At 42.8% G+C, this 25049-nt stretch carries 24 protein-coding genes; 8 read left to right on the forward strand and 16 right to left on the reverse strand.

Annotated features, from left to right (window positions below; translation table 11 throughout):
- The first annotated feature begins 41 nt into the window (after positions 1-41).
- Positions 42-827 (forward strand): hypothetical protein, encoded by a 786-nt coding sequence (locus tag AC1DU2_RS06575; RefSeq protein WP_477383439.1) that lies wholly within the window; start codon positions 42-44, stop codon positions 825-827.
- Positions 828-916: 89 nt separating this feature from the next.
- On the opposite strand, the gene AC1DU2_RS06580 is transcribed toward AC1DU2_RS06575, so the two are convergent.
- The 6 genes from AC1DU2_RS06580 to AC1DU2_RS06605 all read right to left on the reverse strand — a co-directional run bounded on the left by AC1DU2_RS06580 (position 917) and on the right by AC1DU2_RS06605 (position 7355).
- A complete protein-coding gene (locus tag AC1DU2_RS06580; protein WP_477383440.1) occupies positions 917-1561 on the reverse strand; it encodes an START domain-containing protein in 645 nt (214 codons plus the stop codon).
- Between the two features lie 175 nt (positions 1562-1736).
- Entirely contained in the window at positions 1737-2924 is a 1188-nt protein-coding gene (locus AC1DU2_RS06585) for an acyltransferase family protein (RefSeq protein ID WP_477383441.1), read from the reverse strand.
- A 56-nt stretch (positions 2925-2980) separates the two neighbouring features.
- Positions 2981-5071: a hypothetical protein gene (locus AC1DU2_RS06590; RefSeq protein ID WP_477383442.1), complete on the reverse strand. Its 2091-nt coding sequence runs from the start codon at positions 5069-5071 to the stop codon at positions 2981-2983.
- An 85-nt stretch (positions 5072-5156) separates the two neighbouring features.
- A complete protein-coding gene (locus AC1DU2_RS06595) occupies positions 5157-5585 on the reverse strand; it encodes an energy transducer TonB (RefSeq protein WP_477383443.1) in 429 nt (142 codons plus the stop codon).
- Positions 5586-5865: 280 nt separating this feature from the next.
- A complete protein-coding gene (gene rlmF / locus AC1DU2_RS06600; RefSeq protein WP_477383444.1) occupies positions 5866-6825 on the reverse strand; it encodes a 23S rRNA (adenine(1618)-N(6))-methyltransferase RlmF in 960 nt (319 codons plus the stop codon).
- Positions 6826-6881: 56 nt separating this feature from the next.
- Positions 6882-7355 carry a pyrophosphohydrolase domain-containing protein gene (locus AC1DU2_RS06605; RefSeq protein WP_477363510.1) on the reverse strand — a complete coding sequence of 158 codons (474 nt, stop codon included), beginning with the start codon at positions 7353-7355 and terminating at the stop codon, positions 6882-6884.
- A 546-nt stretch (positions 7356-7901) separates the two neighbouring features.
- Here AC1DU2_RS06605 and AC1DU2_RS06610 point away from each other — a divergent pair.
- The 5 genes from AC1DU2_RS06610 (at position 7902) to AC1DU2_RS06630 (ending at position 11407) form a co-directional block, all read left to right on the forward strand.
- Positions 7902-8225 (forward strand): hypothetical protein, encoded by a 324-nt coding sequence (locus AC1DU2_RS06610; protein ID WP_477383445.1) that lies wholly within the window; start codon positions 7902-7904, stop codon positions 8223-8225.
- A gap of 1 nt (position 8226) precedes the next feature.
- Positions 8227-8532: a hypothetical protein gene (locus tag AC1DU2_RS06615; protein WP_477383446.1), complete on the forward strand. Its 306-nt coding sequence runs from the start codon at positions 8227-8229 to the stop codon at positions 8530-8532.
- Between the two features lie 14 nt (positions 8533-8546).
- A complete protein-coding gene (locus AC1DU2_RS06620; protein WP_477383447.1) occupies positions 8547-8912 on the forward strand; it encodes a hypothetical protein in 366 nt (121 codons plus the stop codon).
- Between the two features lie 227 nt (positions 8913-9139).
- Positions 9140-10699 (forward strand): amino acid permease, encoded by a 1560-nt coding sequence (locus AC1DU2_RS06625; protein ID WP_477363523.1) that lies wholly within the window; start codon positions 9140-9142, stop codon positions 10697-10699.
- Between the two features lie 138 nt (positions 10700-10837).
- A complete protein-coding gene (locus AC1DU2_RS06630; RefSeq protein WP_477363527.1) occupies positions 10838-11407 on the forward strand; it encodes a MarC family protein in 570 nt (189 codons plus the stop codon).
- Between the two features lie 109 nt (positions 11408-11516).
- On the opposite strand, the gene AC1DU2_RS06635 is transcribed toward AC1DU2_RS06630, so the two are convergent.
- The 4 genes from AC1DU2_RS06635 to AC1DU2_RS06650 form a co-directional block, all read right to left on the reverse strand.
- Entirely contained in the window at positions 11517-12680 is a 1164-nt protein-coding gene (locus AC1DU2_RS06635) for an RsmB/NOP family class I SAM-dependent RNA methyltransferase (protein ID WP_477383448.1), read from the reverse strand.
- Complete coding sequence (locus tag AC1DU2_RS06640) at positions 12677-13924, reverse strand: ABC transporter substrate-binding protein (RefSeq protein ID WP_477383449.1); 1248 nt, start codon at positions 13922-13924, stop codon at positions 12677-12679. The genes AC1DU2_RS06635 and AC1DU2_RS06640 overlap by 4 nt, the downstream gene beginning before the upstream one ends.
- Positions 13881-15410 (reverse strand): glutamine-hydrolyzing GMP synthase, encoded by a 1530-nt coding sequence (gene guaA / locus AC1DU2_RS06645; protein ID WP_477363536.1) that lies wholly within the window; start codon positions 15408-15410, stop codon positions 13881-13883. The genes AC1DU2_RS06640 and guaA overlap by 44 nt, the downstream gene beginning before the upstream one ends.
- Positions 15411-15743: 333 nt before the next feature.
- Positions 15744-16103 carry a hypothetical protein gene (locus tag AC1DU2_RS06650; protein ID WP_477363540.1) on the reverse strand — a complete coding sequence of 120 codons (360 nt, stop codon included), beginning with the start codon at positions 16101-16103 and terminating at the stop codon, positions 15744-15746.
- A 149-nt stretch (positions 16104-16252) separates the two neighbouring features.
- Between AC1DU2_RS06650 and AC1DU2_RS06655 the strand changes: the two genes are divergently transcribed.
- Together AC1DU2_RS06655 and AC1DU2_RS06660 are read left to right on the forward strand one after the other, a co-directional pair.
- A complete protein-coding gene (locus tag AC1DU2_RS06655; RefSeq protein ID WP_477363542.1) occupies positions 16253-16591 on the forward strand; it encodes a single-stranded DNA-binding protein in 339 nt (112 codons plus the stop codon).
- A gap of 464 nt (positions 16592-17055) precedes the next feature.
- A complete protein-coding gene (locus tag AC1DU2_RS06660) occupies positions 17056-18765 on the forward strand; it encodes an ATP-binding protein (protein ID WP_477363545.1) in 1710 nt (569 codons plus the stop codon).
- 60 nt (positions 18766-18825) lie between these two features.
- Here the strand turns inward: AC1DU2_RS06660 and AC1DU2_RS06665 are convergent, their stop codons facing one another.
- From AC1DU2_RS06665 to AC1DU2_RS06690, 6 genes are all read right to left on the reverse strand, one after another.
- Positions 18826-19401: a hypothetical protein gene (locus AC1DU2_RS06665; protein WP_477383450.1), complete on the reverse strand. Its 576-nt coding sequence runs from the start codon at positions 19399-19401 to the stop codon at positions 18826-18828.
- The gene (locus AC1DU2_RS06670) at positions 19391-20857 is read right to left on the reverse strand and encodes a PAS domain S-box protein (RefSeq protein WP_477383451.1); all 1467 of its coding nucleotides are present in this window, start codon (positions 20855-20857) and stop codon (positions 19391-19393) included. Before AC1DU2_RS06670 ends, AC1DU2_RS06665 begins: the two co-directional genes overlap by 11 nt.
- A gap of 67 nt (positions 20858-20924) precedes the next feature.
- The gene (locus AC1DU2_RS06675; RefSeq protein WP_477383452.1) at positions 20925-21629 is read right to left on the reverse strand and encodes an SDR family NAD(P)-dependent oxidoreductase; all 705 of its coding nucleotides are present in this window, start codon (positions 21627-21629) and stop codon (positions 20925-20927) included.
- Positions 21630-21973: 344 nt separating this feature from the next.
- Positions 21974-22201, reverse strand: coding sequence for a hypothetical protein (locus tag AC1DU2_RS06680; protein ID WP_477383453.1), 228 nt, complete (start codon positions 22199-22201; stop codon positions 21974-21976).
- A 23-nt stretch (positions 22202-22224) separates the two neighbouring features.
- Complete coding sequence (locus AC1DU2_RS06685) at positions 22225-24000, reverse strand: aromatic amino acid hydroxylase (protein WP_477383454.1); 1776 nt, start codon at positions 23998-24000, stop codon at positions 22225-22227.
- A 61-nt stretch (positions 24001-24061) separates the two neighbouring features.
- Positions 24062-25000 carry a lysylphosphatidylglycerol synthase transmembrane domain-containing protein gene (locus AC1DU2_RS06690; protein ID WP_477383455.1) on the reverse strand — a complete coding sequence of 313 codons (939 nt, stop codon included), beginning with the start codon at positions 24998-25000 and terminating at the stop codon, positions 24062-24064.
- Positions 25001-25049 lie beyond the last annotated feature (49 nt).

Genomic DNA, 25049 nt, shown 5'->3' on the forward strand with positions numbered 1-25049 from the left:
ATTTATGTAAAAACAACGTTTGTATTGAAAATACTGAAACTATGAAAAAGATATTTACTAAAACAGTACAACTACTGTTAGTTACCATTTGCCTTGCCCCTACTCTGGCGAAGGCGCAAAACGCCGATACCGTAAAAACTAAAAACTGGACACAAGGCAGCTGGCATAAAGACATGACCGGCGGCATTGAACTGCAAGCCGAGTACCGCAAAAACAACGTACGTGATATTAATGCCTATTTAGCCCCAAAAGGGTTCCCGCTGCTGGCCAATAACAGCACCTGGTTTAACCTATCCATGACCAGGATGTATAATAACCGCTTTATTACAACGCTGGGCATTGGTGGAACAGCGCCCGAGTCGGTAACGGCTAATGATGTAAAGGTGTCTATTTTCAGAGGACAAATCCAGATTGGGGCAGGGTACAACCTATCTACCAACACAGCTTATCGTTTTTACCCCACTCTGGGCCTTAATTTCCAAAACTCGTTTCTGAAGGTGAAAGACAATGCCAATATTAACGGCACTACCGATTTTGGGCAGGAGATTACCCAAAGCTCGTCAAGCAAAACGCTTAACCAGCATACCTTTGGCATCGAGCTTGGCGGTGGCTTTGACTACGTGATACACCTCAAATCAAAACAAATGGATTGTGTAACCGTCGATCGTACCATCCCGATAGGTATCCGCGCCGGCTATTACATTGCCGCCAACAACAGCGATTGGAAAGTAGACGACCACAAACTTACAACCGGCCCCGACAGCAAACCAAACGGGGTATTTTTAACCCTCGTGCTGGGTTTGGGGTACGGGGTGCATAAAAATTAGATATGAGATTTGAGACAAAAGATTCTTATCCTTTGTCTCAAAGTCTTTGCTCCTTTGTCCGTAAACTCCCCCTTCAGGGGGCTGGGGGGCTAATCAACTATATAAGCCAGCTTCACATTTTTGTAGGCTGGCTTTTGTAGTTGCAGCTTCAGCTTTTTGAAGCTTTCTATGGGGCCTTGCGTTACAAACATATTTACCAGCCACGAGGGGATATTGCCTCCGGGATCGGCATGCAGGGTGTACTCTATTTTCACCTTGCCATCGCCGGTTGGGGTGATAATCCATTTCCCTGTTGATTCTTCTATCCGTACGGTATTGGCCTTGCGGGGCACCATATCGGCTATGCAGGGCGCATCTACAGTTATTACTTTGGTAACCGGGTCTTGCGTAACTTTTATGTGGGCAATAAAATCGCGGTTATGAACCGGCCAGGGCACATTTACCAGCGAATAATAATATAACTCAGACGGCGATACTTGCTTGATAACATAGCTGGAAGCAGTATGGTATACCCAGCCGTCGCCATTGCTGATATCCATTAAAACCGCCACCAATTGTGATGGGGTGGCATCCAGGCTGCACTCTACTTTGATAGCTTTAACTTTTGAAGCAGCAACGTTGCGGGTATAAACTTTAATACCATCGTCGTTTTTATCAAGGGTCCAACTACCGTCGGGGTTTGCAAAGGCAAAATTCACAACCAACAAAAGTAGCAAGGTCAATTTTTTTTTCATGCTGTTACGGGTTACAGGATCCGTTACATCAAAGCTATAAGGCTTATTTATTTTGCTTGTCAGTACAAGGTCATTTGCCTTGGGGTTAATATAAATGTGAAATTGCGATGGCAATTCGCTTAATCACGGCCGGGGCAGCAGGATTGGATAAACAAATATGATGCAAACAATACATCTAAAAACTCCCCTCGTTAGGGACTCGCACGCTCCCTTGCTTTTTGCTGCGTTTCCATCTCAGCAATACCCTATCCCGCAATATCATTGATGGTTTTTCAACCGAGTATCTCAATATCAAAGCCCCGGCAACACATGCGCAAAAGCAACACAACATCATCAGGTTGCCATTTTTATCCACTCCAGCCTTCTCCAAAAGGGCCTGGGTGGCGTGTATGATCAATTTATGGCTAAGATATATGCCGTAAGAAAGGGTAGCAATTTGTGATGTTACTTTAGATTTGACATGGTATAAAAAATTTCCGGGGCAAACTATGGCCGCCACTATCAGCCCGTATCCTAAAGCAATTAAAGGGTACCCCCAAATAGCGGTACTAAAGGCAGCCTGTGGCGTGCAAACAAAATATGCCGCAATTAAAACCAATACCCCTGCCAACATAACCATGTTAGCATATTTATTTATTGCTGATTTAACAGTTGGATAAAAGGTGTACAATCCTGCAATACTTACCCCAACCAGCAAGCCATCCAACCGGTTTATAGTTGAATAGTAGATGTATTTGTTAAAATAAGCCCCGAAATGATCGGAGGTTGATGCTAGCTCAACAAAGTAATGCCAGTTGAAATAACGGATAGCGAAACCCGCCAAAAATAAAGCGGCGAGTAGGTATATGGCTTTCTGCCCACCCTTAAAATAGCCAAACAACCAGAACATTAGTGGCAGCGCCAGGTAAAATTGCTCCTCAACACATAACGACCAGGAGTGGGTAAATGTGCCGGTGTAACGATAATCTAATCCGAAATTAAACGTAAAAGTGAGGTATTTCCAAAGCGGCGCCATTTGCTCCCGCTCGCGTAAAACCGGAAAAACTGCATACAAGCCCAATATTAACAGGTAAGGCGGGATGATCCTGAAAAAGCGTTTGGCAAAAAACTCCCGCATTGAAATGGCGTTCCCTTTTGCAACAGTACCAAAAAGCTGTCCTGCTATCAAAAAACCGCTTAAAACAAAAAACAGGTCGACACCTGTCCAGCCGAAACTGCCCACTTTGTTCACCCAATCCGGGTGTGCAAAAATCTGGTAATGGAACAATAAAACGTAGGTAATAGCCAGGGCCCTCAAATGATCTAACCCTAACAGTTTGTGCTTATCTGATATATTTAACGGAATAGTTTCGAAAGATGACATTAGTGGCGTTTACCCTTATATTTTTCTATCTTGATTCTTGACTCTAACCTCTTGACTCATATTTCCCCTTCCCGTTTTCTCAAAAACCATTCGGTACTTAGCAGCAGCAGGATTAGTACAAACAACCATTTTACATCAATGATGTCACTATAGTGTTTATCTTCATACACTACGGTTTTGATATTGTCGTTTTTGCGGATCATCTCTGCAAGTTGGCCGATCTGGTCAGGTCCCAACATTTGCCCGCCGCTTTGTTGGGCAAGTGCTTTTAACAACTGATGATTTGCTGCGCTTTGGCGGGTTTCCAGGTTTAACGCTTTAACGGTAAGCTGCCCCGCTGCCTTAAACTGGCTTTTTCCGTTTTGGGTTGATGCGGTATAGCTATACTCGCCAACAGGTAAGGTTCCGGCATCTAATTGGTAACTGGGGCCGCTGCGGCTGAAAAGGAAGCTGTAGTTTTTGCCTGTGCTGCTTTTCAGGTCGTTTTTTACATCGGGGGTGTTAATCAATTCAAGCGCGTCATTGTATAACTCGGCGTTCAGGATTACGTTTTCGCCCTCGTCAAACACATTACGAGCCAGGTAAACACGGAAGCGCTGGCGGTTGGTATTGGCCGTTAAATACTGTACTGTTTGGCTCAGCAACTCATCTGTTGCATTACGGTTGCCAAAGTTTTGAAACTCGGATAGCTGCCAGCGCCAGATTCCTTCACCTGTTAAAACCGCCGTGCGGTGGCCCCCTTCATCGCCAAAAGCCAATAAGGGGTAGCTTGTACCGATGGCGCCAATTTTTTGCTTTAATAAAATGGTGGTGCCTGCAGCCGTTCCGTAGCTACCAAACGGGGCCAGTAATGGCGGCAAATTGCTGATTTTTTTACGCGACGAGTCGGACAGAGTAAAAGCGGCAAAACCAGCTTCGGGCAAGGCATAAACTTCCTGCGTTTCACTACGGCCGGCGCTTATTTTTACCACGCTTTGCTCGGCATTAAATGCAGGCAGGTCGCTTTGTGAGCCTAAAATATACCAAACCGGGGTTTTGCTTTGGGCGACGATTTTTTTCACCGGCGCAAGGGTACTTGCACTAATTTGATATAATACGATAAGGCTGTAATCGGGCAATTTAATGCCGCTCATATCGGCCAGTAGCGCTGTTTTTACCTCGTAATTTTTATTTGTCTCGATGGCTTGTTTGATGACGGTGATATCTGGGTGCGCGCTTTGGTAAAGCACCAACACCTTTTGGCGGGCATCCAAAACATCTACATAAATAACTTCGGTGTTATTCTGGGTTGAAAGTTCGTTTTTAACCGGTGCTATTCTGATGGTAAATTTACGAACGCCTTTTTTATCGGCGGTTAACTTAACAGGCACAAGCTTTTTAAAATCGGGACCGGTTACCGGGATAGTTTGCGAAAAAACCTGTTTGCCATCTTCGGCAACGGTTAAATGGATGTTTTCGCCTTTGCTTTGGTAGGCGGCAGTTAATACCTCTACCTCAAAATCGTTACCTAAAAAGGCGGTTTTATTATAGTTTACATTGCCAATCAACAGGTCGTGTTTGGCTACCGTATCGCCAAGGGCAATTGTATAAATACTCGTCTTGATGTTTTTGGCCTCGTATTGCGGATCGTTACCCTGGTTGTATAAACCATCGGTGGCTAAAACCAGTGCGCCAATGTTTTGGTTAACAAATTTGTTGTTTAGCTGGTGCAGGGCATTTGCTAAATCGGTTTGCCTACCGTTGAATTTATTGGATAGACCATTGTTCAGGTCTTTATCAAAATTAAACTCCTGCACATCGTATTTATCGCCCAGCTGTTCTTTAAGTTTTGCAAGATCAGTCATCAGTTTACCGGCATTAAAACCCGGAGCTTTAAATGTATTTACGGATGATGAATTATCCTGCGCTATCAATACCAACGGTTTCTGAGGATCGTATTTGATGGATTTAACCAATGGAGATACCAGCAGCATCGCGATAAAAAACACCACCACCATTCGGATAACCGACAGCCCATACCTGAAATATTTACCAAGGTTTACCGGTTGCCGGTAAAGCAGCCAGGCATATACAATTCCTAACAGCAAACAGGCGGGCACCCACCATCCCGAAACCGAACCCCATGTAAGTGAAAATAGAAATAGCATATTATAAGTGATACGTATTACGTTGTACGTTTTACGTTATGGTGCAATATCAGAAAATAAGCTGAATTGAGGAGAAATTAATCATCTACCGATAGCTTGGCATGAGGCATATCGGGAGATGATATCTTGTAGCTACAAATTTGCCATTCATCTTGCCAGGTGTCCACTTTGTTTTTTTGACTATATCAAACAATCTGCTCGAAAGTAAATGATCTTTACCGCAGGGATCTCTTACAACGGTTTCGTTATCAATTGTTCCGTCTGCCTCGACAACAAAGTTGATAATTATCCTTCCGCCGGGTGTTTCACAGCTATCGGGATAATGCAGGTTCCTGGCAATGGCGCCAATAAGTTTATCTAATCCGCCTGCTGGCATTGGCATTTCTTCAACAGATTCGTAAATGTGTCGCTGTGATATTGGAACTACCTTCTTATGCGCCGCCACCTTTGTGCTTTGGGCGTGGCTGCCTCCAAAAGCAAAACAGATGAGTAAAGTAAGCAGGAATATTTTCACGGTTTAAGCATGGTTAACGATGTTTAAAGTTACCTGCTTTTTATCGCCAAATTTGTATGAGGATGGCATAAAAATAAAAAAAGGCAAGCTAAATGCCTGCCTTATTAAAATATCTGTCGTAATATCCCTTTGCTATAGTGGAATCCCAGACTTAAGTTTTTAAAACGTCGTAGGTCTTTCGCCCGCTGTACTTTACAGAACGAACCGTCAGGAAAAACCAATAAACAAGTGAACTATAATGAACGATTCAACTAATGAACCAAAAGACAGTACCAATGAACTATTTCTTCACCCACTCCTTTTGCTCTTCTGGGGTAAAGTAAGTCCAGGCCATTATGCGACTGGCCTTTTGGCCTTGCGACATATTGATGGTTTGTATCTCAACTGCGCCGGCTTTTTGCAGGGCGTTATACAAAATACGCAAGTTCTCTTTTTTTGATACCAGGGTGGTAAACCACAGGCATTGTTTGGCAACACGGGTACTTTGGGTAGCCATTTGTTTTAAAAACGCAGCCTCGCCACCGGGATACCATAACTCCATATTCTGACCGCCAAAGTTCAACACGGGTTCTTCCCTGCCTGTTTTAAGGCCAAGGTTATTCCATTTGCGTTTGGATCCTTCGGCAGCTTCCCTGATAGATGCATGGAATGGCGGGTTACATAGTGTAAGGTCAAACAGCTCGCCCGGTTTTATAGCGAATGTAAAAATATCTGCTTTGTGTTTTTGCAGGCGCAGTTCAATAGCGGCTTTTAATTCCTTACTCTGGTCTATTATTTTTTGTGCCGATGCCAGGGCCTCCTCATCAATATCAACCCCGATAAAGCTCCAGCCATATTCCTGGTGACCAATGATAGGATAAACACAATTGGCGCCTACACCAATATCAAGTACGCGTACTTTTTTTCCTTTACGCACTACGCCATCATTAGCGGTGGCTAACAAATCGGCAGCGTAATGAATATAATCTGCCCGGCCCGGTATAGGTGGACAGAGGTAGCCCTCGGGGATATCCCAGTACTCAACCCGGTAATGATGTTTGAGCAAAGCCCTGTTAAGCAACTTTACAGCTTCGGGATCAGAGAAATTGATGGTTTCGTTCTCGTATTTATTTACGGTAACAAAGGCACGTAACTTAGGCATCGCCTTTATAAGCGCTTTAAAATCATAACCCATACGGTGCGCGTTACGCGGGTGCATGGTTTCTTTTACTTCGGGCTTATCTGGTGTTGGTTCTGGCAAAATATTTATTTTAATATTCGATTAATTAATTGCTTTTGGCTTTAAACTTTCTGCTTTTAGCCTATTATCGCTCCCAAACTTGCAGGCGAGTAATTGATTGATTTAAGCGTTTTATTATCGGCCGTGCGGTAAACTAAAAACAGGCCGTCAATTTCTTTATAATGCGATTCGGTACCGGCAGTATTGCGGTAGTGCTCAATAGTTTGGTTGGCTTCTTCTACCGTTTTGCAGGCTTTGCTCATATTGGAGCGGTGTACCTCGTCAAACAACTCCTTAAACTTTTCGGCAAGGCCAAATTCCAATACCGCGCCGGCCAATACATATTGTAAATCGCAAAGGGCATCGGCAACTTCAATCAGGTTGTTGTCATCAACAGCCTGTTGCAACTCCTTTAATTCTTCGGCCAACAGTTCAATACGCAGCTGACTGCGCTGTTTTGATGGGATTGCCGGGGATGCTACAATTGGGTGCTTAAAGGTGCTGTGAAATTCGGCAACCTGGTTTAGTGAGTTTAAATCGTTAATGGTCATTTTTAATGCGAAGTGTCTGAGCCCGCTAAGTTATGAATAAGCTAAGGGCTTTCAAAAAGTCGTGTTTTAAAAAGGCCATACATAATTAAAACATAGTCATGCGAATCAAGGGTCGAAAGGCGTTGAAAACTCTATCGACTAAGCACCTGATTATAAGTTGTTTATTTATAGGTTTATTTAAAGTATTTAAAACCAGCGCTTTAAAGAAGATTAGCACATCGAACTTTAAGAATTATCCCCAAGACTAAAACGCTCAAACTAATCGCTATCTATTTACATATCTACAAGTTATACAACGAAGAAATCGCCGCTGCTTTCATTTATCTTATTTTTAACCCTTGATTTGCATTACTACTTGATAATACTCCCCATGGTGTTGCCTGCGGCCTGGCTCTCCACTTATACTGCACAAACCTTAGCCACATTGGCCGGTATTCACTGCTATCCCTAACACTTTGCCTGAATTAGAATTAGCCGGATTAAAGAATTAACAGAATGATTTTTTTGCTCCCTGGATTTCCTTGAAAAAATTTATCTTAGCTAAAAATGACAGATAATATATCAGCATATAAATTTGACTGGCCGCCCATTACCGTTGAAGGCTATAAAGAAGCGGAGAATAAAGTGGTCATGGTTTTCAACGTCGATGTCGGTACCCCTGCCAAAGTTGAGCATGTGATTCAGTATGTAGTGGGGCGTACGGTATGGTGTTCATTAAACTCGCCGGCAAAGGTTAATATTTTGCTGTCATTTGATTTCAGGGGTCAGGGTATTATTGTCACCAAAACCCAAAGCCTTAAAAGCGAAATATTGCGATTACTGAACAAAGCCAATATAACCAACCAGGTATCTATCGACTTTTTAATTTAGTATGGCCGTAATAAATATATTAGCGAAAAGCAAAAAGGCCGATTGGGTCAAAATAGCCAGTGATGTTAGCGACATGGGCCTCAGCATTGTCCAGGTTTTCCCTGTCCCGAGAGAGTTAGGCTTTGATGACGACGCCCTGGCCGTTAATGTTCATCGCGGCTTTTCAGACAAGAAAACAGTACTTACCGAACTGAATTTATTGATCCAATATCTCACAATACATAACTTTATCATAATAGAACTATATGATGGTGTAGAAATTACCAGTAATAATATGTTACAAATAATTGAGCCGTTATTAGCCTGAGCAATTATCTGAAGATGAAAAGGCTATTTAAACTTCTCCTGGTATTTTTATTACTCGCTTCCTGCAAAAACGGCAAAAGCCCAAACAGGCTAAAATACACCATCGCCAAAGACAGCAACTTATATCTCCAGATTTACCGCACCGGCTTATTTGAAACCAATACCACCGCCTACCTTACCGATTCGGCAAACTTCAGCATCAACTTAGGTACTTATGATGACGAAACCTGCTATATTGATTGCATATTAAAAGGGGACACCGTATTGGCTAAAGAAAAAAAATACTTGTATGATAATAATATGCTGGTAGATACTATGCAAACAGCCGAAACTAAAGTATATAGCTTAAAAGCGTTAAAAAAGCTGGGTAACTTTGAGTAAACAGCCTCTGATAGTACAATGCTGCGTTTGTTTCCCGGCAATATTGTAACAATAGCTATGGCGCCTGCTTTAAGTTGCGTTGTAAACACTTCATTTTCAAACTATAATTTGGAATATTAATTCGCACCCATTGTTACATTCTGCCCTTTAACTTTTCAATAAATTTAAGTACGTTTGGGGAAATGTGAATTTTTAATTTTTTTACGACTGATCTTACTAATTTAAACATGAAGTTATTTATTAAAAAACCTATTGCGCAATTGATGGCTGCCTCGGCGGCAACCGAGAAAACGCTGAAAAGAACGTTAGGCGTTGGCTCGCTTATCGCCCTGGGTATTGGCGCAATTATTGGCGCCGGTATTTTTGTGCGAACGGCGGCAGCAGCGGGCGAACACGCCGGTCCGGCTGTTACAATTTCATTCCTTATTGCAGCCTCGGGTTGCGCGCTGGCTGGTTTGTGCTATGCAGAATTTGCCAGTATGATCCCTATCGCCGGTTCGGCCTACACTTATTCTTACGCCACCATGGGCGAGTTCATCGCCTGGATTATTGGCTGGGATTTGGTATTGGAGTACGCTTTGGGAGCTGCCACAGTATCTATCGGCTGGTCGCAGTACTTTAACGAGTTTTTACATACCTTTTTCGATATACACATCCCCTATCAGTGGGCGCACTCCTTCTTTGAAACATCCAATACTACTACGGGCATGTATGCCGCAGAATTGGGCACACGGGGTATTGTTAACCTCCCGGCTATCCTTATCCTGTTCCTGTTAACTTTATTGTTAATTAAGGGCACGGCAGAATCAGCTGTAGTAAACAACATCATCGTTGTAATTAAAGTTGCAATTGTACTGATGATCATTGGCTTAGGCTGGCACTACATTAACCCTGCATTACACACACCATATATGATCCCTGCCGATGCAGGAACTGTTAAAGTGAGCACGGGCATAGTTGATTACGCAGATACATTTAACCACGGCTGGCTTGGCGTATTACGCGGCGCAAGTGTGGTATTCTTCGCCTTCATCGGTTTTGATGCAGTATCTACCGCGGCCCAGGAAGCTAAAAACCCACAAAAAGATATGCCAAAAGGTATCCTGATATCATTGGTTATCTGTACTGCGCTTTATATCCTGTTCTCGCACGTATTAACCGGTCTGGTATCGTACAAAGAATTCCTGATACAAGGTAAAGAAGCTTCTGTTACTTACGCAATTAAAGCGGCAATGGGCCCAAGCTATCACTGGCTGGCCAATTTGGTAACCGTTTCTATCCTTGCAGGCTTCTCATCGGTTATCCTGGTGATGTTAATGGGGCAAACTCGTGTATTCTACACCATGAGTACAGATGGTTTAATCCCTAAAATATTTTCTAAGCTACACCCTAAATTTCAAACACCCTACAAATCGCAGTGGTTATTTTTTGGTTTTGTATCCCTGTTTGCTGGTTTTATTCCTGACAGGATTGTAGGCGACATGGTAAGTATAGGTACCTTATTTGCGTTTGTACTGGTTTGTTTTGGTATCATGATTTTACGTAATACCGATCCTCACCTGGTTCGTCCGTTTAAAACACCTATTTATTTTATTGTTTGCCCGCTTGGTGCTTTAATTTGTTTAGGTATGATCGCTTCTGAAGGTTGGGAAAACTGGGCAAGGCTAATTGTTTGGTTACTCATCGGTTTCGTTATTTACTTTGGCTACAGCATCAAACGCTCGCATGTAAGGCACGGAAAAGTTGAAGGAGCAATTGACCCCATCAACCCTAAATTTGTTGAATAACTGATAGCAATATCCATACAAACAAAAAAGGTTCTGAAATTTCAGAACCTTTTTTATTAAGTTCTTTTTTATACCGGAGCTTTAATTGCAACTTTGTTCAGTTTCCGGTTAAAGTCAAAAACATAAAACCCTAAAGCCATGCGCCCATTAATTTTCAGGGAGATATTATCTGTTACGATGATCCTGTTTGCCATTATTGATATACTGGGCGCTATACCCGTAATTATCCAGGTACGCCAGCGCGTAGGGCACATCGAATCGGAAAAAGCAAGTATAGCAGTGCTGGTATTAATGGTGGTATTTTTATTTGTGGGTGATGAGCTACTGGCTATCATCGGGCTGGATATCTCGTCATTCGCTATAGCAGGCTCGCTGGTGATATTTATCATCGCCATGGAAATGGTATTAGGAGTCGACTTTTTTAAGGAAGAAGTGCCGCTGTCCGCATCTATAGTACCCATCGCATTCCCGCTGATAGCAGGCGCTGGCACCATGACCACGTTGTTATCTTTAAAATCTCAATATCAAACCCAAAACATTATTGTAGGCATTGTACTAAACACCATTGTGGTTTACCTGGTGCTAAAAAATGTAAAGTGGATAGAGAAGCTTTTGGGGCCGGTTGGGTTGAGTATACTGCGTAAATCATTCGGGATAATATTGCTGGCGATAGCAATTAAATTGTTTAGGGCGAATACACACCTTTAATTTGAAAATGAGTTAATTTGAAAATGAAAAAGCAAAATTGCGCTTCAACTTAAAATGCTACCAGGTTAAGGATGATCTGGCATCTTCAAATTTTCAAACCCTCAAATTTTCAAATTGCTAAAAGCCTCGCTACAAACATCGTATCCGCCTTATGCTCATACCCCTTCAACACCTTGCTTTCTTCCAGCTTTAATCCTAATTCTTCCACCAGGTAATCAACCACATCCTCATTCTCGCCTTTAAAAGCCGAGCAGGTGATGTAAATGAGCGGCTTGCCGGGTTTAAGGTATTTAACCACGTTTTGGGCTATGCCTTTTTGCAGGCGCTGAAAAAACTCAATTTTGGCTGGCATAAACTGGGCTATCATCTCGGGCGTACGGCCCCAGGTGCCCGAGCCGCTGCAGGGGGCATCAAGGATAATGCCGTCAAACTCGTAATCGTGCAGGGTTTGATCAATGTTGGTGGTAAGGTCGAGCACCTTTTTTTGATACTTGGTTAGTCCGGCTAACTGGAAGCGTTCATCCAAGTTAGCCAAAACCGATTCGCGGATATCTGACACTACCAGTTTAATGTTGGGTTCGTCCTCGTGCAGTAATAACGACTTACCGCCCGATGCCGCGCAAGCATCCCACCAGCTATCCCAGCGCTGGGGCCTGAAAAAATCGCCAGTTTGCTGCGAGGAAAGATCCTGTACCTCGAACCAGTTTTGTTTAGGGAAGATGGTTTCGAGCCTGGTTCCGTTAGGCAAAGCGTAACAGCCGTTACCTTCATCTTTAAACACAACTCCGGCTTTATTTAGTTCGGCTTTAACCAGGTGGTCGTACCCATTGCGTACCCGGATAAATAAATCGGGCTGGCAAAAAAATGATCTCAGGAATGCATCTTTATCAATCCCGGCAGATATCTGAGATGCCCAGGGGAAAACATCTTCCAGTTTAAACGCAGGGTAGGCTGTTTTTACTAAGGTAAGCTTATCATCAATGGCAAAATTAATGCAAGCAGCCCAGTCGGGCTTAAAATGTAGTAAAAATGAATTGCTTTGGGTATTGCACAAAAATTCGGCAACTATCAATCGTTCGTCAGTAGCTAAATTAGGCAGTGCCTGCCCCAGGCGAAAATAGCTGTATACCAAGCGACTGGCCACGCGCCGGTCGGTTGATCCCATTTGCTTGTTTTGCCTGTAAAAGCCTGGTAAAAATTTACTTAAGGGCGTATCAACCGGGTACTCCCCTATTATGCGCTGAAACGTTTTAAGCTGGTTTATAGCCTTCATTCTACCTGTTTAAGCTCAAAGTTAGCATACATTAACACATTTACATGCGTATTTACCCAGCCCATTCCATTTTTTTTAATAAAGCGGAACTGATTGTGCAGGCCTGTATAGTCGGCTTTGTCCAATGCTGCAAAGTTATTATCAATCAATTGGCGGCCAAAGTACATACCCTCATCAAAGCCTTTAATGGCAAAATCAGTAGGCTCTACATGATAAACACGGTGGTAAACCCTCACAAATTCCATATTGGCGTCTGATTTATAATCAATTTGATCAGCAGATGTAATGTGAGTTTTCAACCGTTGCAAAATATCTATTTTTAAAAAGCTAAACTTCTCCCAGCTTGGGTGCCCAAACAGGGTTACCGGATAATGCCTGTTTAAAGTATCCAGCGATTTTAAGGTAACCGATAAAAATGCCTGGTCGGTAGCGGCTACCACAAATATGTTTTGTTCTTTTTTTGACAGTTGAGGTATCAACCCTCCTAACTGGCCTTTTGAAATAGTAACAATAATAACCTTAATCTTTTTATTGCTCAGGCTATCCGTGGCATTTTTAAAGCCCCGCACATAATCCTGCTCCTGGCTAAAGCCCGACCGCAGGATGAAAATCTTCTTAGGCTTTAATTTATCGTTAATATACTGCGCGGCGCCCCAGCCATGATACTCTAAGGGAGGCATTACCGTAATTAAATTATTGCTATTGATGGTTGCCGGAGATGCAGGCGAAAGCGGTGAAACAATGGGCGACTTTGTATTAAGCACCGCAGTAAATATCTTCATCCCGTCCGGAAAAACCGGGCCCACAATCAGGTCGCTGTTTTTGATGATGGGGTTAAAACCGAGGCTATGCGCCTGCGCGCCCTCGTCTTTTGAATCGTACAGCCGGAGCTTGAAATTGGCTCCGCTGGCTGTAAGCGAATCCAGGGCAAGTTTAAAGCCCTGGTAATACTCCACGCTCATATTGGCCTTGGTTAGGCCGGGCGAAGTATACCTGGCACCGGGTTTCAGATGATCTAAACCCAGCGGCAATACCATAGCTATGGTTAAAGGCCTGAAAGCCGCCGGTTTCACAGGCGGCTTTTCGGCAATCTTTGGCTTTTCGGCTTCTGTGTCAGTTGGTTTTTTAACAGGCGCTACCGGCTGCAATTTTGGCGAACATGCAGCCAGTACCAATGCCGTTATAAAAAACAGTAACCATTTATTCCCACTCAATTGTAGCAGGTGGTTTCGAACTGATATCATATACTACCCGGTTAATTCCTTTTACGTTGTTAATGATCTCGTTACTGATCTTGGCCAGTAAATCGTACGGTAAATGGCACCAATCGGCGGTCATTCCATCCAACGACTCAACAGCACGCAGGCAAATTACGTTCTCGTAAGTACGCTCATCGCCCATTACTCCTACCGATTGTACCGGTAAAAATATAGCGCCTGCCTGCCAAACTTTATCGTAAACACCGTAACTGCGTAAATTGTTGATATAAATCGCATCGGCCTCCTGTAATATAGCAACTTTTTCTGGCGTAACATCGCCCAGTATCCTGATAGCCAGGCCCGGACCAGGAAAAGGGTGCCTGCCTAAAATATTTGGATCGATGCCCAATGCTTTGCCAACACGCCTAACTTCGTCTTTAAACAGGGTGTTTAAAGGTTCAACTACCTTTAGCTTCATAAAATCGGGCAGTCCGCCAACGTTATGGTGAGACTTAATGGTAGCCGATGGTCCCTTAACAGAAACCGACTCGATGATATCCGGGTAAATGGTACCCTGGCCAAGCCATTTTACATCTTGTACCTCGTGCGCGGCATCGTCAAATACCTCGATGAAAACACGACCGATAGCCTTACGTTTCTTTTCAGGATCGCTTAAACCGGCCAGCGCATCGTAAAAACGGGCTTTGGCGTCAATGCCTTTTATATTTAAGCCCATGTGCTTATACGAATCGAGCACCTGCTCATACTCGCCTTTGCGCAACAGGCCGTTATCAACAAAAATACAGTGCAGGTTGGCACCAATAGCATGGTGCAGCAATACAGCCGCAACAGACGAATCAACACCGCCTGATAAGCCTAAAACTACTTTATCATCGCCCAGTTTCTCTTTCAAAGCGGCAATGGTAGTTTCAATGAACGAATCTGGTGTCCAATCCTGGTGACAGCCGCAAATATCAACCAAAAAGTTTTGCAGCAATTGTTTGCCATCAATACTGTGGGTTACTTCGGGGTGAAACTGGATGCCGTAAGTTTGGGTACCGGTTACCTGGTAAGCTGCAACCTTTACCGTATCGGTACTGGCAATAACTTCAAAATTATTAGCAATGCGTGCGATGGTATCCGCATGCGACATCCAAACCTGCGAATTCTCGGGGATATTTTTAAACAGCGGATTTTCGCGGTTAACGTAATCTAAATTAGCACGGCCGTATTCGCGGGTGCTTGATGCCAATACCTCGCCACCGTGAAAATGCGCCACGTACTGCGCCCCGTAACAAACTCCCAAAATTGGCCGGGTGTTATGAAATTGCTCAAAATCAAAACGTGGCGCATCCTCCTGCCGCACAGAATACGGACTACCGGAAAGGATAATACCTTTTACGCTGCTGTCAATTTCGGGATAATGATTGAAGGGGTGGATCTCACAGTAAATATTGAGCTCCCTGACACGGCGCGCTATAAGTTGGGTGAATTGCGAGCCAAAGTCAAGAATGAGGATTTTTTCTTGCATGGGCAAAGATAGGATTTTGATATGAGATGTGAGATATGAGATTTGAGATTTTTGGATGGCGGTTTTGATTTCGGATTTCGGAATTGGGGTTTCGGTTTTTTTTAATTGATGATTTTTGTCTGAACGGGATTAAGCAGATTTATCGAATTCCACAGATTTTAAAATAGACACAATCAAAATCCAAAAAAAATCCGATAAATCCGACGAATCCCGGTTCAGATAATTCTGCACATTGTCTGAATCAGAATTTACAGAATTAAAGAATGAACAGAATTAATAAAGCGATTCCGGTTCAGGCAAAAACAATCTTCAAATTCTCAAATTGTTAGCACATCAACTCTCCTCCCGCTTCACCAACAAAACCTCATCCCCATCCAGCAGCAAATATCCGTACTCGTAACAAAACATATAAGTCGATCCTGTTTTGGTTTGGTAGATGCTGGTGATATGGTCAAAATCGAAACCCTTTGCCGCCATTTTTTTGCGGGTAGTTTTGGTTTTTCCGGTTGGGTTTAGTTCTTCCAGTACCCGGCGGTTGCGGCGTAATATGTTGTTGATATTGCGCACCATGTTATAGCTATTGCTATTGAGCTGGTTGTTGTAATTGTTTCGGCATAAGTCGTTACAGAATTTTTTATCGGCCCGGCCGTGCAGGGGTTCGCCGCAATCCAAACAGTTTCTTTCCTGGTTCATATGATAAAGTTAGGCAATTATTTATCCGTTTGCAAACGCTTACAAATGGATACTATCGACTGTAAACGGTTATTATCCGGTTAATTTTTCGGGGTAGCTGCACCTTTGTATCGTTATCAAAACAAACAGTAACATTAAAAAATAAAACGATGAACACATTAAGAAACAGTGTACGCCTTGTAGGCAACTTAGGTATGGATCCCGAAGTAAAAGTTTTTGACAGCAACAAAAAAATGGTGCGCGTGTCGCTTGCTACCAACGAAAGTTATAAAAATGACAAAGGCGAAAAAATAACCGATACCACCTGGCACAACCTGGTATTTTGGAATACAGCAGCCAAACTTGCCGAAGACCTGCTAAAAAAGGGCGATGAAGTAGCCATTGAAGGTAAACTGGCCAACCGCAACTATGTAGATAAAGACGGTGTTAAACGCTATGTATCTGAGGTTGTGGTAAACGACTTTTTGAAAATTGGCACAAAAAGCTGAAGAGCAAAAACCGCAAACCATCCCCCGCATGCCGAAGAACCCAAAGCCTTGGATGCAAGTATTGAGGAAGAGAAAGCAAAGGAAGTAAAAAGGGTTTCGGGCCGTTGGTTTGTGGCGCCTGTAAATAAAGACGAYGAAAAGTAACACGACGTTATTTAATCATGTTTACAATATCAATAATCAGCCTGACCAGAAAGCACGGCTTTGTTTGCTGGTATTGGCTGATTATAACTGATGATTGTTTATTAGTTTTTCGCGCCGGAATTGTCGACGCGCAAAAAACAATCAAGTCACGTTGCGCCTCTGCGGCTTTGTGCGAAATAAAACTCACCGATATTAAAAGCTTTCCCGCGGCTTCACTGGCATTTGCGAACGTTCAAAAAAACGATTCCATGTTTTAGGCAGGGCATATAAGCGGCTTTGGGTTTTGAATAGTATATTTGAGTCCAATTATATCTACCCATATGGATCCCGGACAAGCCTACATGTTTGAAACTGTATTTAATCAGATTGGTTTCCCCATGACTATTATTGAGCCCAACATACCCCGGTTTACCATAATAGCCATGAATGAGGCGCGGATAAAGGCAACTTCGATGACCGCAGATCAAATGATTGGCAAGGATACCTTTGATGTTTTTAAACCATGGGACAAAAACAGCGAAGAACAACTAAACCTGTTAAAAAACGGGCTCATTGAAGCCGTAGAACAAAAAAAATACGTTAAGCTCCCACTGCTCTATTTCGAAATTCCTGTCCCCGGGGGGGCTACAGTTCAGGGTTGGGCGCAAACCGAAATTACGCCCATTTTTGATAGCGAAGGTAAGGTAGCATACCTGCTAAGTATTGCCAAAAATGTAACTGAACAGGAGTTGAACAAACTGGCCCTTGCAGCATCAAGGAAAAAAGAATTGGAGATGGCCGAAGAACTTGCCAACGCCAATAATGAATTACAAAACTTTAATGAAGAATTGCGCGCAGTAAACGAAGAACTGGCCTGTACCAACGAAGAACTTGCCGTTACAAACGAACAGTTGTACACATCAAATGAACTGTTGGAGCAATCGCGCGAAAGCTTGCAACTGCTCAATACCGAATTGGAAGACCGCATTTTAAAGCGCACCAAAGCTTTGGCCGACAGTGAAACCCGATTTAGGACCATGTTTGAAACCATATCGCAAATGGCATGGACCGTTGATAATAACGCTGAGGCAACTTTTTTTAACAAAAGATGGTACGACTATACCGGCCTTGATTTTGCCGCCAGTAAAGGATATGGCTGGAAGGCCGCGCTGCATCCCGACGATGTGGAAGCAGCCCTTAACAAATTCAGGGATATACAATTGGGCTTGAGTATTGATGGTGGTATCGAAAACAGGATTAAGGGCGCCGATGGTGAATTTCGCTGGCATTTAACCAGGATGGTTCCGGTTAAAAACGAAGAAGGCGAAACAGAAATGTGGATTGGTACCGCTACCGAGATAAACCAGCTTAAAGAATTGCAACAGCAAAAAGACGATTTTATAAGCATTGCCAGTCATGAACTTAAAACACCCATGACCAGCCTAAAAGGTTCATTGCAATTATTGGAGCGGTTGGTTAATGACCTCACTTCGCCCATGCTGCCTAAACTGATAGCTCAATCAAGCAGGAGCATGCATAAAATAACAGCACTGGTTGAAGACCTGTTGAACCTGAGCAGGATAAACCAGGACCGCCTGCAACTAACCAAATCAACTTTTTTACTTTCAAAAATAGTAAGTGCTGGCAGCAGTGAAATAAGGCTGGCAGAAGAATATAAGATAATAGTAACCGGCGATCTTGAACTGGAGGTATTTGCCGACGAGCACCAGATAGACCAGGTATTGGTAAACTTTATAAACAACGCTGTAAAATACGCTCCGCGGTCGAAGGATATTATTGTTTCGATTGAAAAAATAAACAATATGGCCAGGGTTAGCGTAACAGATAAAGGGCCCGGCATACACCCCGACGAAGTAAAACGCATTTTTGAACGCTATTACAGAGTTGAAACAGCTGGCTTTCAAACAGGTGGATTAGGCTTAGGATTATACATCAGCGCCGAAATTATTAAAAAACATGAAGGGCAGATAGGTGTTGACAGTGAACCAGGGAAGGGAAGTACTTTTTGGTTTACTATTCCAATAGTCTGAAATCCAAACCACTCATTATTTTCTTAAAGTTATTAGTTGTACAGACGAACCGTTTTAAGGTTATTTTGTCAAGATAGCATAGCGATCCCGGCCAATGGCTCTGTAAAACCTATATTTAAACTTAGCCCAAAAGGAATTTATTTTATAGGAAAGTGAGTTGTTTTGCCAGTTGATGTCGAACTTTTTTTTTCCATTAAAATGATAATAAAAAGGATGCGAAACTTTACTATGAAGCATTGGTGGATTATTTTCAATCGTTTTTCTGTAATCCTCATCCAAAGCACTTTTAGGATAATACCCAATTTCAATTATAGTACGTTCGTTTGAAGCTTTATAAACAAACAGGTTAATATCATAAAGGTCAGGATACAACTTTAACATTTGAGGCATTATATCAGCTAAGTATTGCGGCGCCAGCTTTTCGGACCTGGCTTTTTCAAGCTTTCTTCGCACGCCAAATTCTTCGTCCTGTTCTTTAAGGTTACTAATGATATACAAACAATTATCAGATATAGTATTCCACGCCAAATCGCTGGCGATGCTAAGCAAACTAACCGTGGCTTCGGCTAAATGTTCTTGCAGTGTATTTTGGGTAATTATTTTCCTGTAGAACATTTGATATGGTTTACCTTCCACCCTTCACTTCCTCGCCATACATCTCTGTTTCGTTAACCCGCATATAAACGGTTTTTTCGACAATATTGTGTATCACCCCATCCAGTTCACGGGCTGTGGTGTCAAGGTGGGCAACTATTTCTTTATTCAAAGGATTTTCCATATCATCCTTGTCGAACAAATTTACCAGGCCGAGGATGGTAGCTACCGGTCGCCTGAGTTCGTGCGAGCTAATGTTGGCGATGGATTGCAGCCTGTTGTTCTGGTCAAGTATATTTTCTTCGTTTCTCTTACTTTCTATCAAAACCCGCAAAATATTTACCGTACGTCCAATCAACTGTAGTTCACTATCCTTAGGCTCGCGCACAGTGTTATAATAAATACCAAACACCGCCAAAACCTTTGACCCTTTTGAACTGATAACCGGGGTAGACCAACACGCTTTTAATCCAAATTGTTTAGCTAATCCGGCATAGTCGGCCCAAAGGGGATCGTTTTCAATATCGCTCACAATAACCTGGCTGCGGTGAAAAACCGCCGTACCACATGAGCCAACATTTGGTCCCACCGAAAGATTTTCGATTGCATCACAATAATTTTTAGGTAATTGTGGGGCGGCAAGGTTATGTAATCTATCTTCCACGTCATCAACCTCCAAAACCGAGCAAATCATTTCAGGAAAAATACCCTCAATTCCCATTAACAGTTCGTTGGCGGTTTGAGCAAGGGTATACCTCGAGGTGGTATTTAATTCTAACACCTTCTTTTCCAGCGTTAAAACCCATTGCTGAATCATTATTTCGGTGATATCCCTGATAAAAACAGCTAATCTGTTGTGATATGGGTATACATTCATTCGTAACCACGAATTACAAAATGTATTCAGATACTGTACCTGTATTGCTTGTTCGCTGGCCAATGATCGTTGTAACTCATCTATTACCCTGGGTGTTAAACCCAGGCTTTTGATGTATGTAAAGCGAGATGACCTTATCTGGCTTTCATCCAGATTGGTCATCGCCTGGAAGGCAGGATTGAAGGCTAAAACATTCCACCCGGTATCAAGTACTATGAAACCCTCGGTAAGGCTTTGAATGGTATGTTGCACAATATCATCACTTGTGGCGCCAGATTTGGCAGGAACGCCAATCACCGCGTTGCCAGTTGAATAAATAAGACCATCGTCATTCAGTAAGATAGACCATGTTACGCTATAGTAACATCCATCCTTAGCTTTAACGCGGCTCTGATATCCTATCAGTTGTTTATCTGCAACTAACTTGCCAACTGATTCTTCTTTGCGTTCCTTATCGGCCGGGTGGCAAATATCGGCAATATTTATTCCGAGCAGTTCGGCCTCGGTATAGTTAAATAATTGCCGGAAGGATGGGTTGGTATGTAATATTACACCACTCATATCCATTACAAAAAATATATCTTTTGAGTGGGTAAAAAAGGATATGAATCTTTTATCCATAGCGGGCTATTATGGCATATTTGACTATATCTAAGTTATAAAATATTTACAATAACCAAATATTAATTTAAGGAGTGCTTACAGCAACGGGCAAAACTTTGCCATTAAAAAAACGATGCCCGGTAAGCGCAAAATCGGCCACGTATTTTCCCATTTCAAATGCCAGTACCGGCGACTCATAACCAGGAAAAGCTTTTTCAAGCATTTCGGTTTGTGCCGATCCTAATGCCAGGCAATTCACTTTAATATCCTGGCTGGCCAATTCCTGGGCCAAACACTCCGTTAGAGTGTGCAATGCCGATTTACTTGCCGAATATGCCGCCAACCCCGGAAACTTAGCGCTGCCCTGATAACCGCCCATACTGCCAATATTTACAATATGCCCGCCACCCTGCACCAATGGCAATAAAGCCTGGATAATGCGCACATGCCCTATAAAGTTACTTTGCAGCATTTCTACAAAGTCAGTTTCCTGCAGTTCTGCAAAGGGCTTATTAATAAGTACACCAGCGTTGTTAATTAAAATATCAACCCGGTTATCAAAGTTGGTCTCAATAAACTGAAGCAGGCCTTCGTAATCATCGTGTACAATATCAAATGTGAGGGCATACAACTGGCAATCAGGGTTAAGGCCATTGGCAATCTCTAGTAAACGTTCCAGTTTGTCCTGCGAGCGCGCCAGGGCTATCACTTTATGATTACCGGATAGTATCAGTTCAATTACAGCTTCAAATCCTACGCCGCTGCTGGCTCCTGTTATAATAATGTTCATACGTTAGCCCCAATATATTTAGATAGAGGTCATTGCAAGGAACAAAGAAATCTCCCGACTTGCAAATCGAGTTTGCTTTTTGAGGATTGCTTCATCCCGCATAATAACGCACTTGTAAATCACTGACTGTAAGTGTATTTTCAATGTAATTTATGTCATTACGAGGTACGAAGCAATCGCGAACTAAACATACTGGACGTGCACAGTTCGCGATTGCCGCGCTACGCTCGCAATGACATGGCTGTTGTTGAGTCCTAAACCCAGCGTGTCATTACTATTTTTCCAGCCAGGCTGGTCGTTAGTCGCAATGAGGTAGTTAAAACGTCTATCTAAAAGCTACGATCCTACTCTCCTCTTATATTTCTCTGCCACTCAACCGGATCTTTAATATCGGCAAAAAGCTTTTTCCCTCTTGCTTTATTTAAAATGGTCTTTATTTTTTCATACCGATTGATGGAATCATTAAGCGCAATCTCTTCAATGACAACTTCTCTCACGTATGAAATATTTTGCAAAACCACTTTTAAAGATTCTACGGCATCATTATCAACCCTTACAATCAGCTTTGCCATCCTCTAAAATGAACAACATTCTGTTAAAATACCAATTTTTGCTCAACCGGGTGCGCTATCAGGTAAAAACCATCGTCAATCAGTTTTTTTAGTTCGGGCTGATCTTTTGCTTTTTGTTGCAGGAAATTACGGATGTCTGATGCCAACAGTGGCTCAATATCCTCATGTTCCAAAAGTTCCAGTATTTCAAGTGCACAAAGCCAGTCGTCATGATGGTCTTTTTGTAGTTTGAGCCAAACGTTACCTAAAAAACCATAATCGCCTTGTTTTTGGCGGCAATCCCTAACTTGTTTGTACAGCTTGTGCAGTTCCTTGTTTTTAAAATCGTATTCCACGTGATGGGTTGCTGTTTTTGATTTATAAACAGCCTCCTCAAAGGCTTCTTTATCGGCGGCGCCGCAAAATACCGAGGTTACATTTTGGCCAACAGCCATATCATAAACACCCCATGATGGGTCGAACAGTACCGTATCGCCGTGGTCGGTTACCGTACAGTCTGTAAAAGTAATGAGACACGTTTTGCCTTCATTTTCCAGGATGCTTTTTACTATCCCTTTCACCGTAATACCACTTTCAAAATTCAGCACCGCATTTTGGTTTATACTGATGCCGGTATTTTCCAATTGCGTTGCATTCAAATCTTCAATCGGGCCAAGGTTTTTCAGCCTGCCAACAGGCGAGCTAAAGCCGTTATGATGATAGCTTTTGCCATGACCCTTAAGCTGCTTGTTATTTACAGCCAAAGCTGTAGGCCCGGCGGTTTTAATAAAACAGGGCTGGCCATCTTTATCCACCTTAAACTCGGCAACCGTGCCCGAAACCTGTAGGCCCGAGCTATAAACTACGGTACAGGTATTTTTGCTTTCAACAGCCTTACCCAAACCATATGCCCCCCCTCTGCGGAAGGCCATGGTATTGGCAAATTCCTCCAGCACATCTATCAGGTTTTGAAATGTCGGCGTTACAAAAAGCTGCGGCTGTGTTTTGGTAATATCATAACTATAATTCACGGCATCAATGGTATACCAAAGCTTCTTTACGCCGGCCATCATACAGCTGGCACTTTCGCCTATTGACGATAGCAGGCCCGCCCCATATATTTTCGGATTTTCAAGTGTGCCTATCAGTCCATATTCTACCGTCCACCAATGTAGGCGGCTAAGCAGTGCCATTTCTGAAGGTTCGCCCATATTTTCCTGCCGGCGGGCCAACAATTCTTCAGCCTTTTTGATCTGTTCGGGGTCGGCATCGGGCATTTCCTTTAATATTGATAAAGCTCTTATGGCTTCATAAAGTTCAAAGTCCTGTGCCGAAAACATCGCTTTTGCCCCTATCGACCCAAAATAGCTCAAATACTCGTGATAGTCTTTATCGGCAATAATTGGCGCATGCCCTGCAGATTCGTGAATAATATCAGGTGCTGGCGTATATTCAATATGTCGCGACTGCCGGATATCGGCAGCAATAACCAACACCCTGCAGGCCTGGTACTCCATGAAGGCGGCCGGCGGTATAAAGCCATCAACAGTAACCGCCCCCCAGCCTATTTTAGCCAGGGCATCGTTCATTTCCTGCAAGTTGGGTATCCGCTCAATTGTTAGCCCGGCTTTGGTTAAACCGGGGATATATGGATAGTAGGCTACATCTTTAAGATAGCTATAATTTTGCCGCATTACATAGCGCCAAACCGCGTGGTCAATAGGCGTATAATGCTCGTAATGTTGGTCGACTATAAATTGTTTTAAATGACCGGGCAATGCCGCAACCTGCGGATTATTAAAATCATTAAAATGGCTCATGTACGTTGGGTACGGTTTATAACAGAACGTAAAATTAGGAAATAAGGTTTAATAAACCTGTCTATTTTTCTTCAATATCAGGCAAACCAGCCTGCAGTTTATCGGTACGAAAAACGTAATATACACCCAATAAGGCCACTACGATAGATATGAGGTAGAAAGTAAAACTCAAATAAACCGCCATATCTTCGGCAAGATGAAATGGTTTGGCCAGGTTCACAAAAATGGCGTCGCGTACGCCGCCGCCACCTAAGCTAAACGGAATGATGGATGCCAACGCAGAAATGAGGAACGAAAGCAGGTAAGGTGCAAATTTACCGGTAAAATCCTGCGCAAGCAGCAGGCATACTATACACAGCAATTGCATGGATTGTACCCCGATAGCCTTTAAGTGCGCCGTAAAAAAGTTATGCGTGTAATCTTTAAAAAACTTGCGTACCACTATATAATATATTATGGAGCCGCCTATCAATAAACCAAGCGGAATTTTTAACCCTATTTGCACGCTTATATGCGGTATTAAAATAATAAGCGCAACGGTGATAACCCCTATGGCCCAAAAGCCGCTTAACCTGTCGAACAAAATAGCCCAGAAAACTTTTTTGGTGGGCAACTTATAATTTTTATGCAGCAGGTAAATTTTATATCCATCGCCACCTATACCACCCGGCAACAGCACGTTATAGCATAACCCTAAAAAGTACAGGCGTAAGTTAAAGCGATAATCGAGCTTTAAGCCTATCGACTTAAAAAAACTCAATAACCGCCATGCCGAAAATAACATCGAACCGAAATAGCAAAGAATTGCTGCCGCCAGCCAGGCCCTTTCGGCGTGTACCAGCCTGTACTTTATTTTGGCAAATGGCACTTTGCTAAAAACCCAATACAACAGGCCGCCGGTAACTACAATAATCAGGATAACTTTAACAACGCCCCAAAGCTTGCCTTTCCAGGTTTTATGTTCGGTGCCTTCGTCTATAATTTCTTCGGTATCTGTCATCTGGATGCAAAGCTATGGTATTTTTTTATTTGGATATAACCGGCACGTT

It is taken from the genome of Mucilaginibacter sp. P4_C11, from assembly GCF_056402115.1.

Excerpts from the sequence above, each read along its gene's own strand:
- AC1DU2_RS06575 (WP_477383439.1), top strand. The coding sequence starts at position 42 with ATGAAAAAGATATTTACTAAAACAGTACAACTACTGTTAGTTACCATT.
- AC1DU2_RS06580 (WP_477383440.1), bottom strand. The coding sequence starts at position 1,561 with ATGAAAAAAAAATTGACCTTGCTACTTTTGTTGGTTGTGAATTTTGCC.
- AC1DU2_RS06585 (WP_477383441.1), bottom strand. The coding sequence starts at position 2,924 with ATGTCATCTTTCGAAACTATTCCGTTAAATATATCAGATAAGCACAAA.
- AC1DU2_RS06590 (WP_477383442.1), bottom strand. The coding sequence starts at position 5,071 with ATGCTATTTCTATTTTCACTTACATGGGGTTCGGTTTCGGGATGGTGG.
- AC1DU2_RS06605 (WP_477363510.1), bottom strand. The coding sequence starts at position 7,355 with ATGACCATTAACGATTTAAACTCACTAAACCAGGTTGCCGAATTTCAC.
- AC1DU2_RS06610 (WP_477383445.1), top strand. The coding sequence starts at position 7,902 with ATGACAGATAATATATCAGCATATAAATTTGACTGGCCGCCCATTACC.
- AC1DU2_RS06615 (WP_477383446.1), top strand. The coding sequence starts at position 8,227 with ATGGCCGTAATAAATATATTAGCGAAAAGCAAAAAGGCCGATTGGGTC.
- AC1DU2_RS06620 (WP_477383447.1), top strand. The coding sequence starts at position 8,547 with ATGAAAAGGCTATTTAAACTTCTCCTGGTATTTTTATTACTCGCTTCC.
- AC1DU2_RS06625 (WP_477363523.1), top strand. The coding sequence starts at position 9,140 with ATGAAGTTATTTATTAAAAAACCTATTGCGCAATTGATGGCTGCCTCG.
- AC1DU2_RS06630 (WP_477363527.1), top strand. The coding sequence starts at position 10,838 with ATGCGCCCATTAATTTTCAGGGAGATATTATCTGTTACGATGATCCTG.
- AC1DU2_RS06635 (WP_477383448.1), bottom strand. The coding sequence starts at position 12,680 with ATGAAGGCTATAAACCAGCTTAAAACGTTTCAGCGCATAATAGGGGAG.
- AC1DU2_RS06640 (WP_477383449.1), bottom strand. The coding sequence starts at position 13,924 with ATGATATCAGTTCGAAACCACCTGCTACAATTGAGTGGGAATAAATGG.
- guaA (WP_477363536.1), bottom strand. The coding sequence starts at position 15,410 with ATGCAAGAAAAAATCCTCATTCTTGACTTTGGCTCGCAATTCACCCAA.
- AC1DU2_RS06650 (WP_477363540.1), bottom strand. The coding sequence starts at position 16,103 with ATGAACCAGGAAAGAAACTGTTTGGATTGCGGCGAACCCCTGCACGGC.
- AC1DU2_RS06655 (WP_477363542.1), top strand. The coding sequence starts at position 16,253 with ATGAACACATTAAGAAACAGTGTACGCCTTGTAGGCAACTTAGGTATG.
- AC1DU2_RS06660 (WP_477363545.1), top strand. The coding sequence starts at position 17,056 with ATGGATCCCGGACAAGCCTACATGTTTGAAACTGTATTTAATCAGATT.
- AC1DU2_RS06670 (WP_477383451.1), bottom strand. The coding sequence starts at position 20,857 with ATGGATAAAAGATTCATATCCTTTTTTACCCACTCAAAAGATATATTT.
- AC1DU2_RS06675 (WP_477383452.1), bottom strand. The coding sequence starts at position 21,629 with ATGAACATTATTATAACAGGAGCCAGCAGCGGCGTAGGATTTGAAGCT.
- AC1DU2_RS06680 (WP_477383453.1), bottom strand. The coding sequence starts at position 22,201 with ATGGCAAAGCTGATTGTAAGGGTTGATAATGATGCCGTAGAATCTTTA.
- AC1DU2_RS06685 (WP_477383454.1), bottom strand. The coding sequence starts at position 24,000 with ATGAGCCATTTTAATGATTTTAATAATCCGCAGGTTGCGGCATTGCCC.
- AC1DU2_RS06690 (WP_477383455.1), bottom strand. The coding sequence starts at position 25,000 with ATGACAGATACCGAAGAAATTATAGACGAAGGCACCGAACATAAAACC.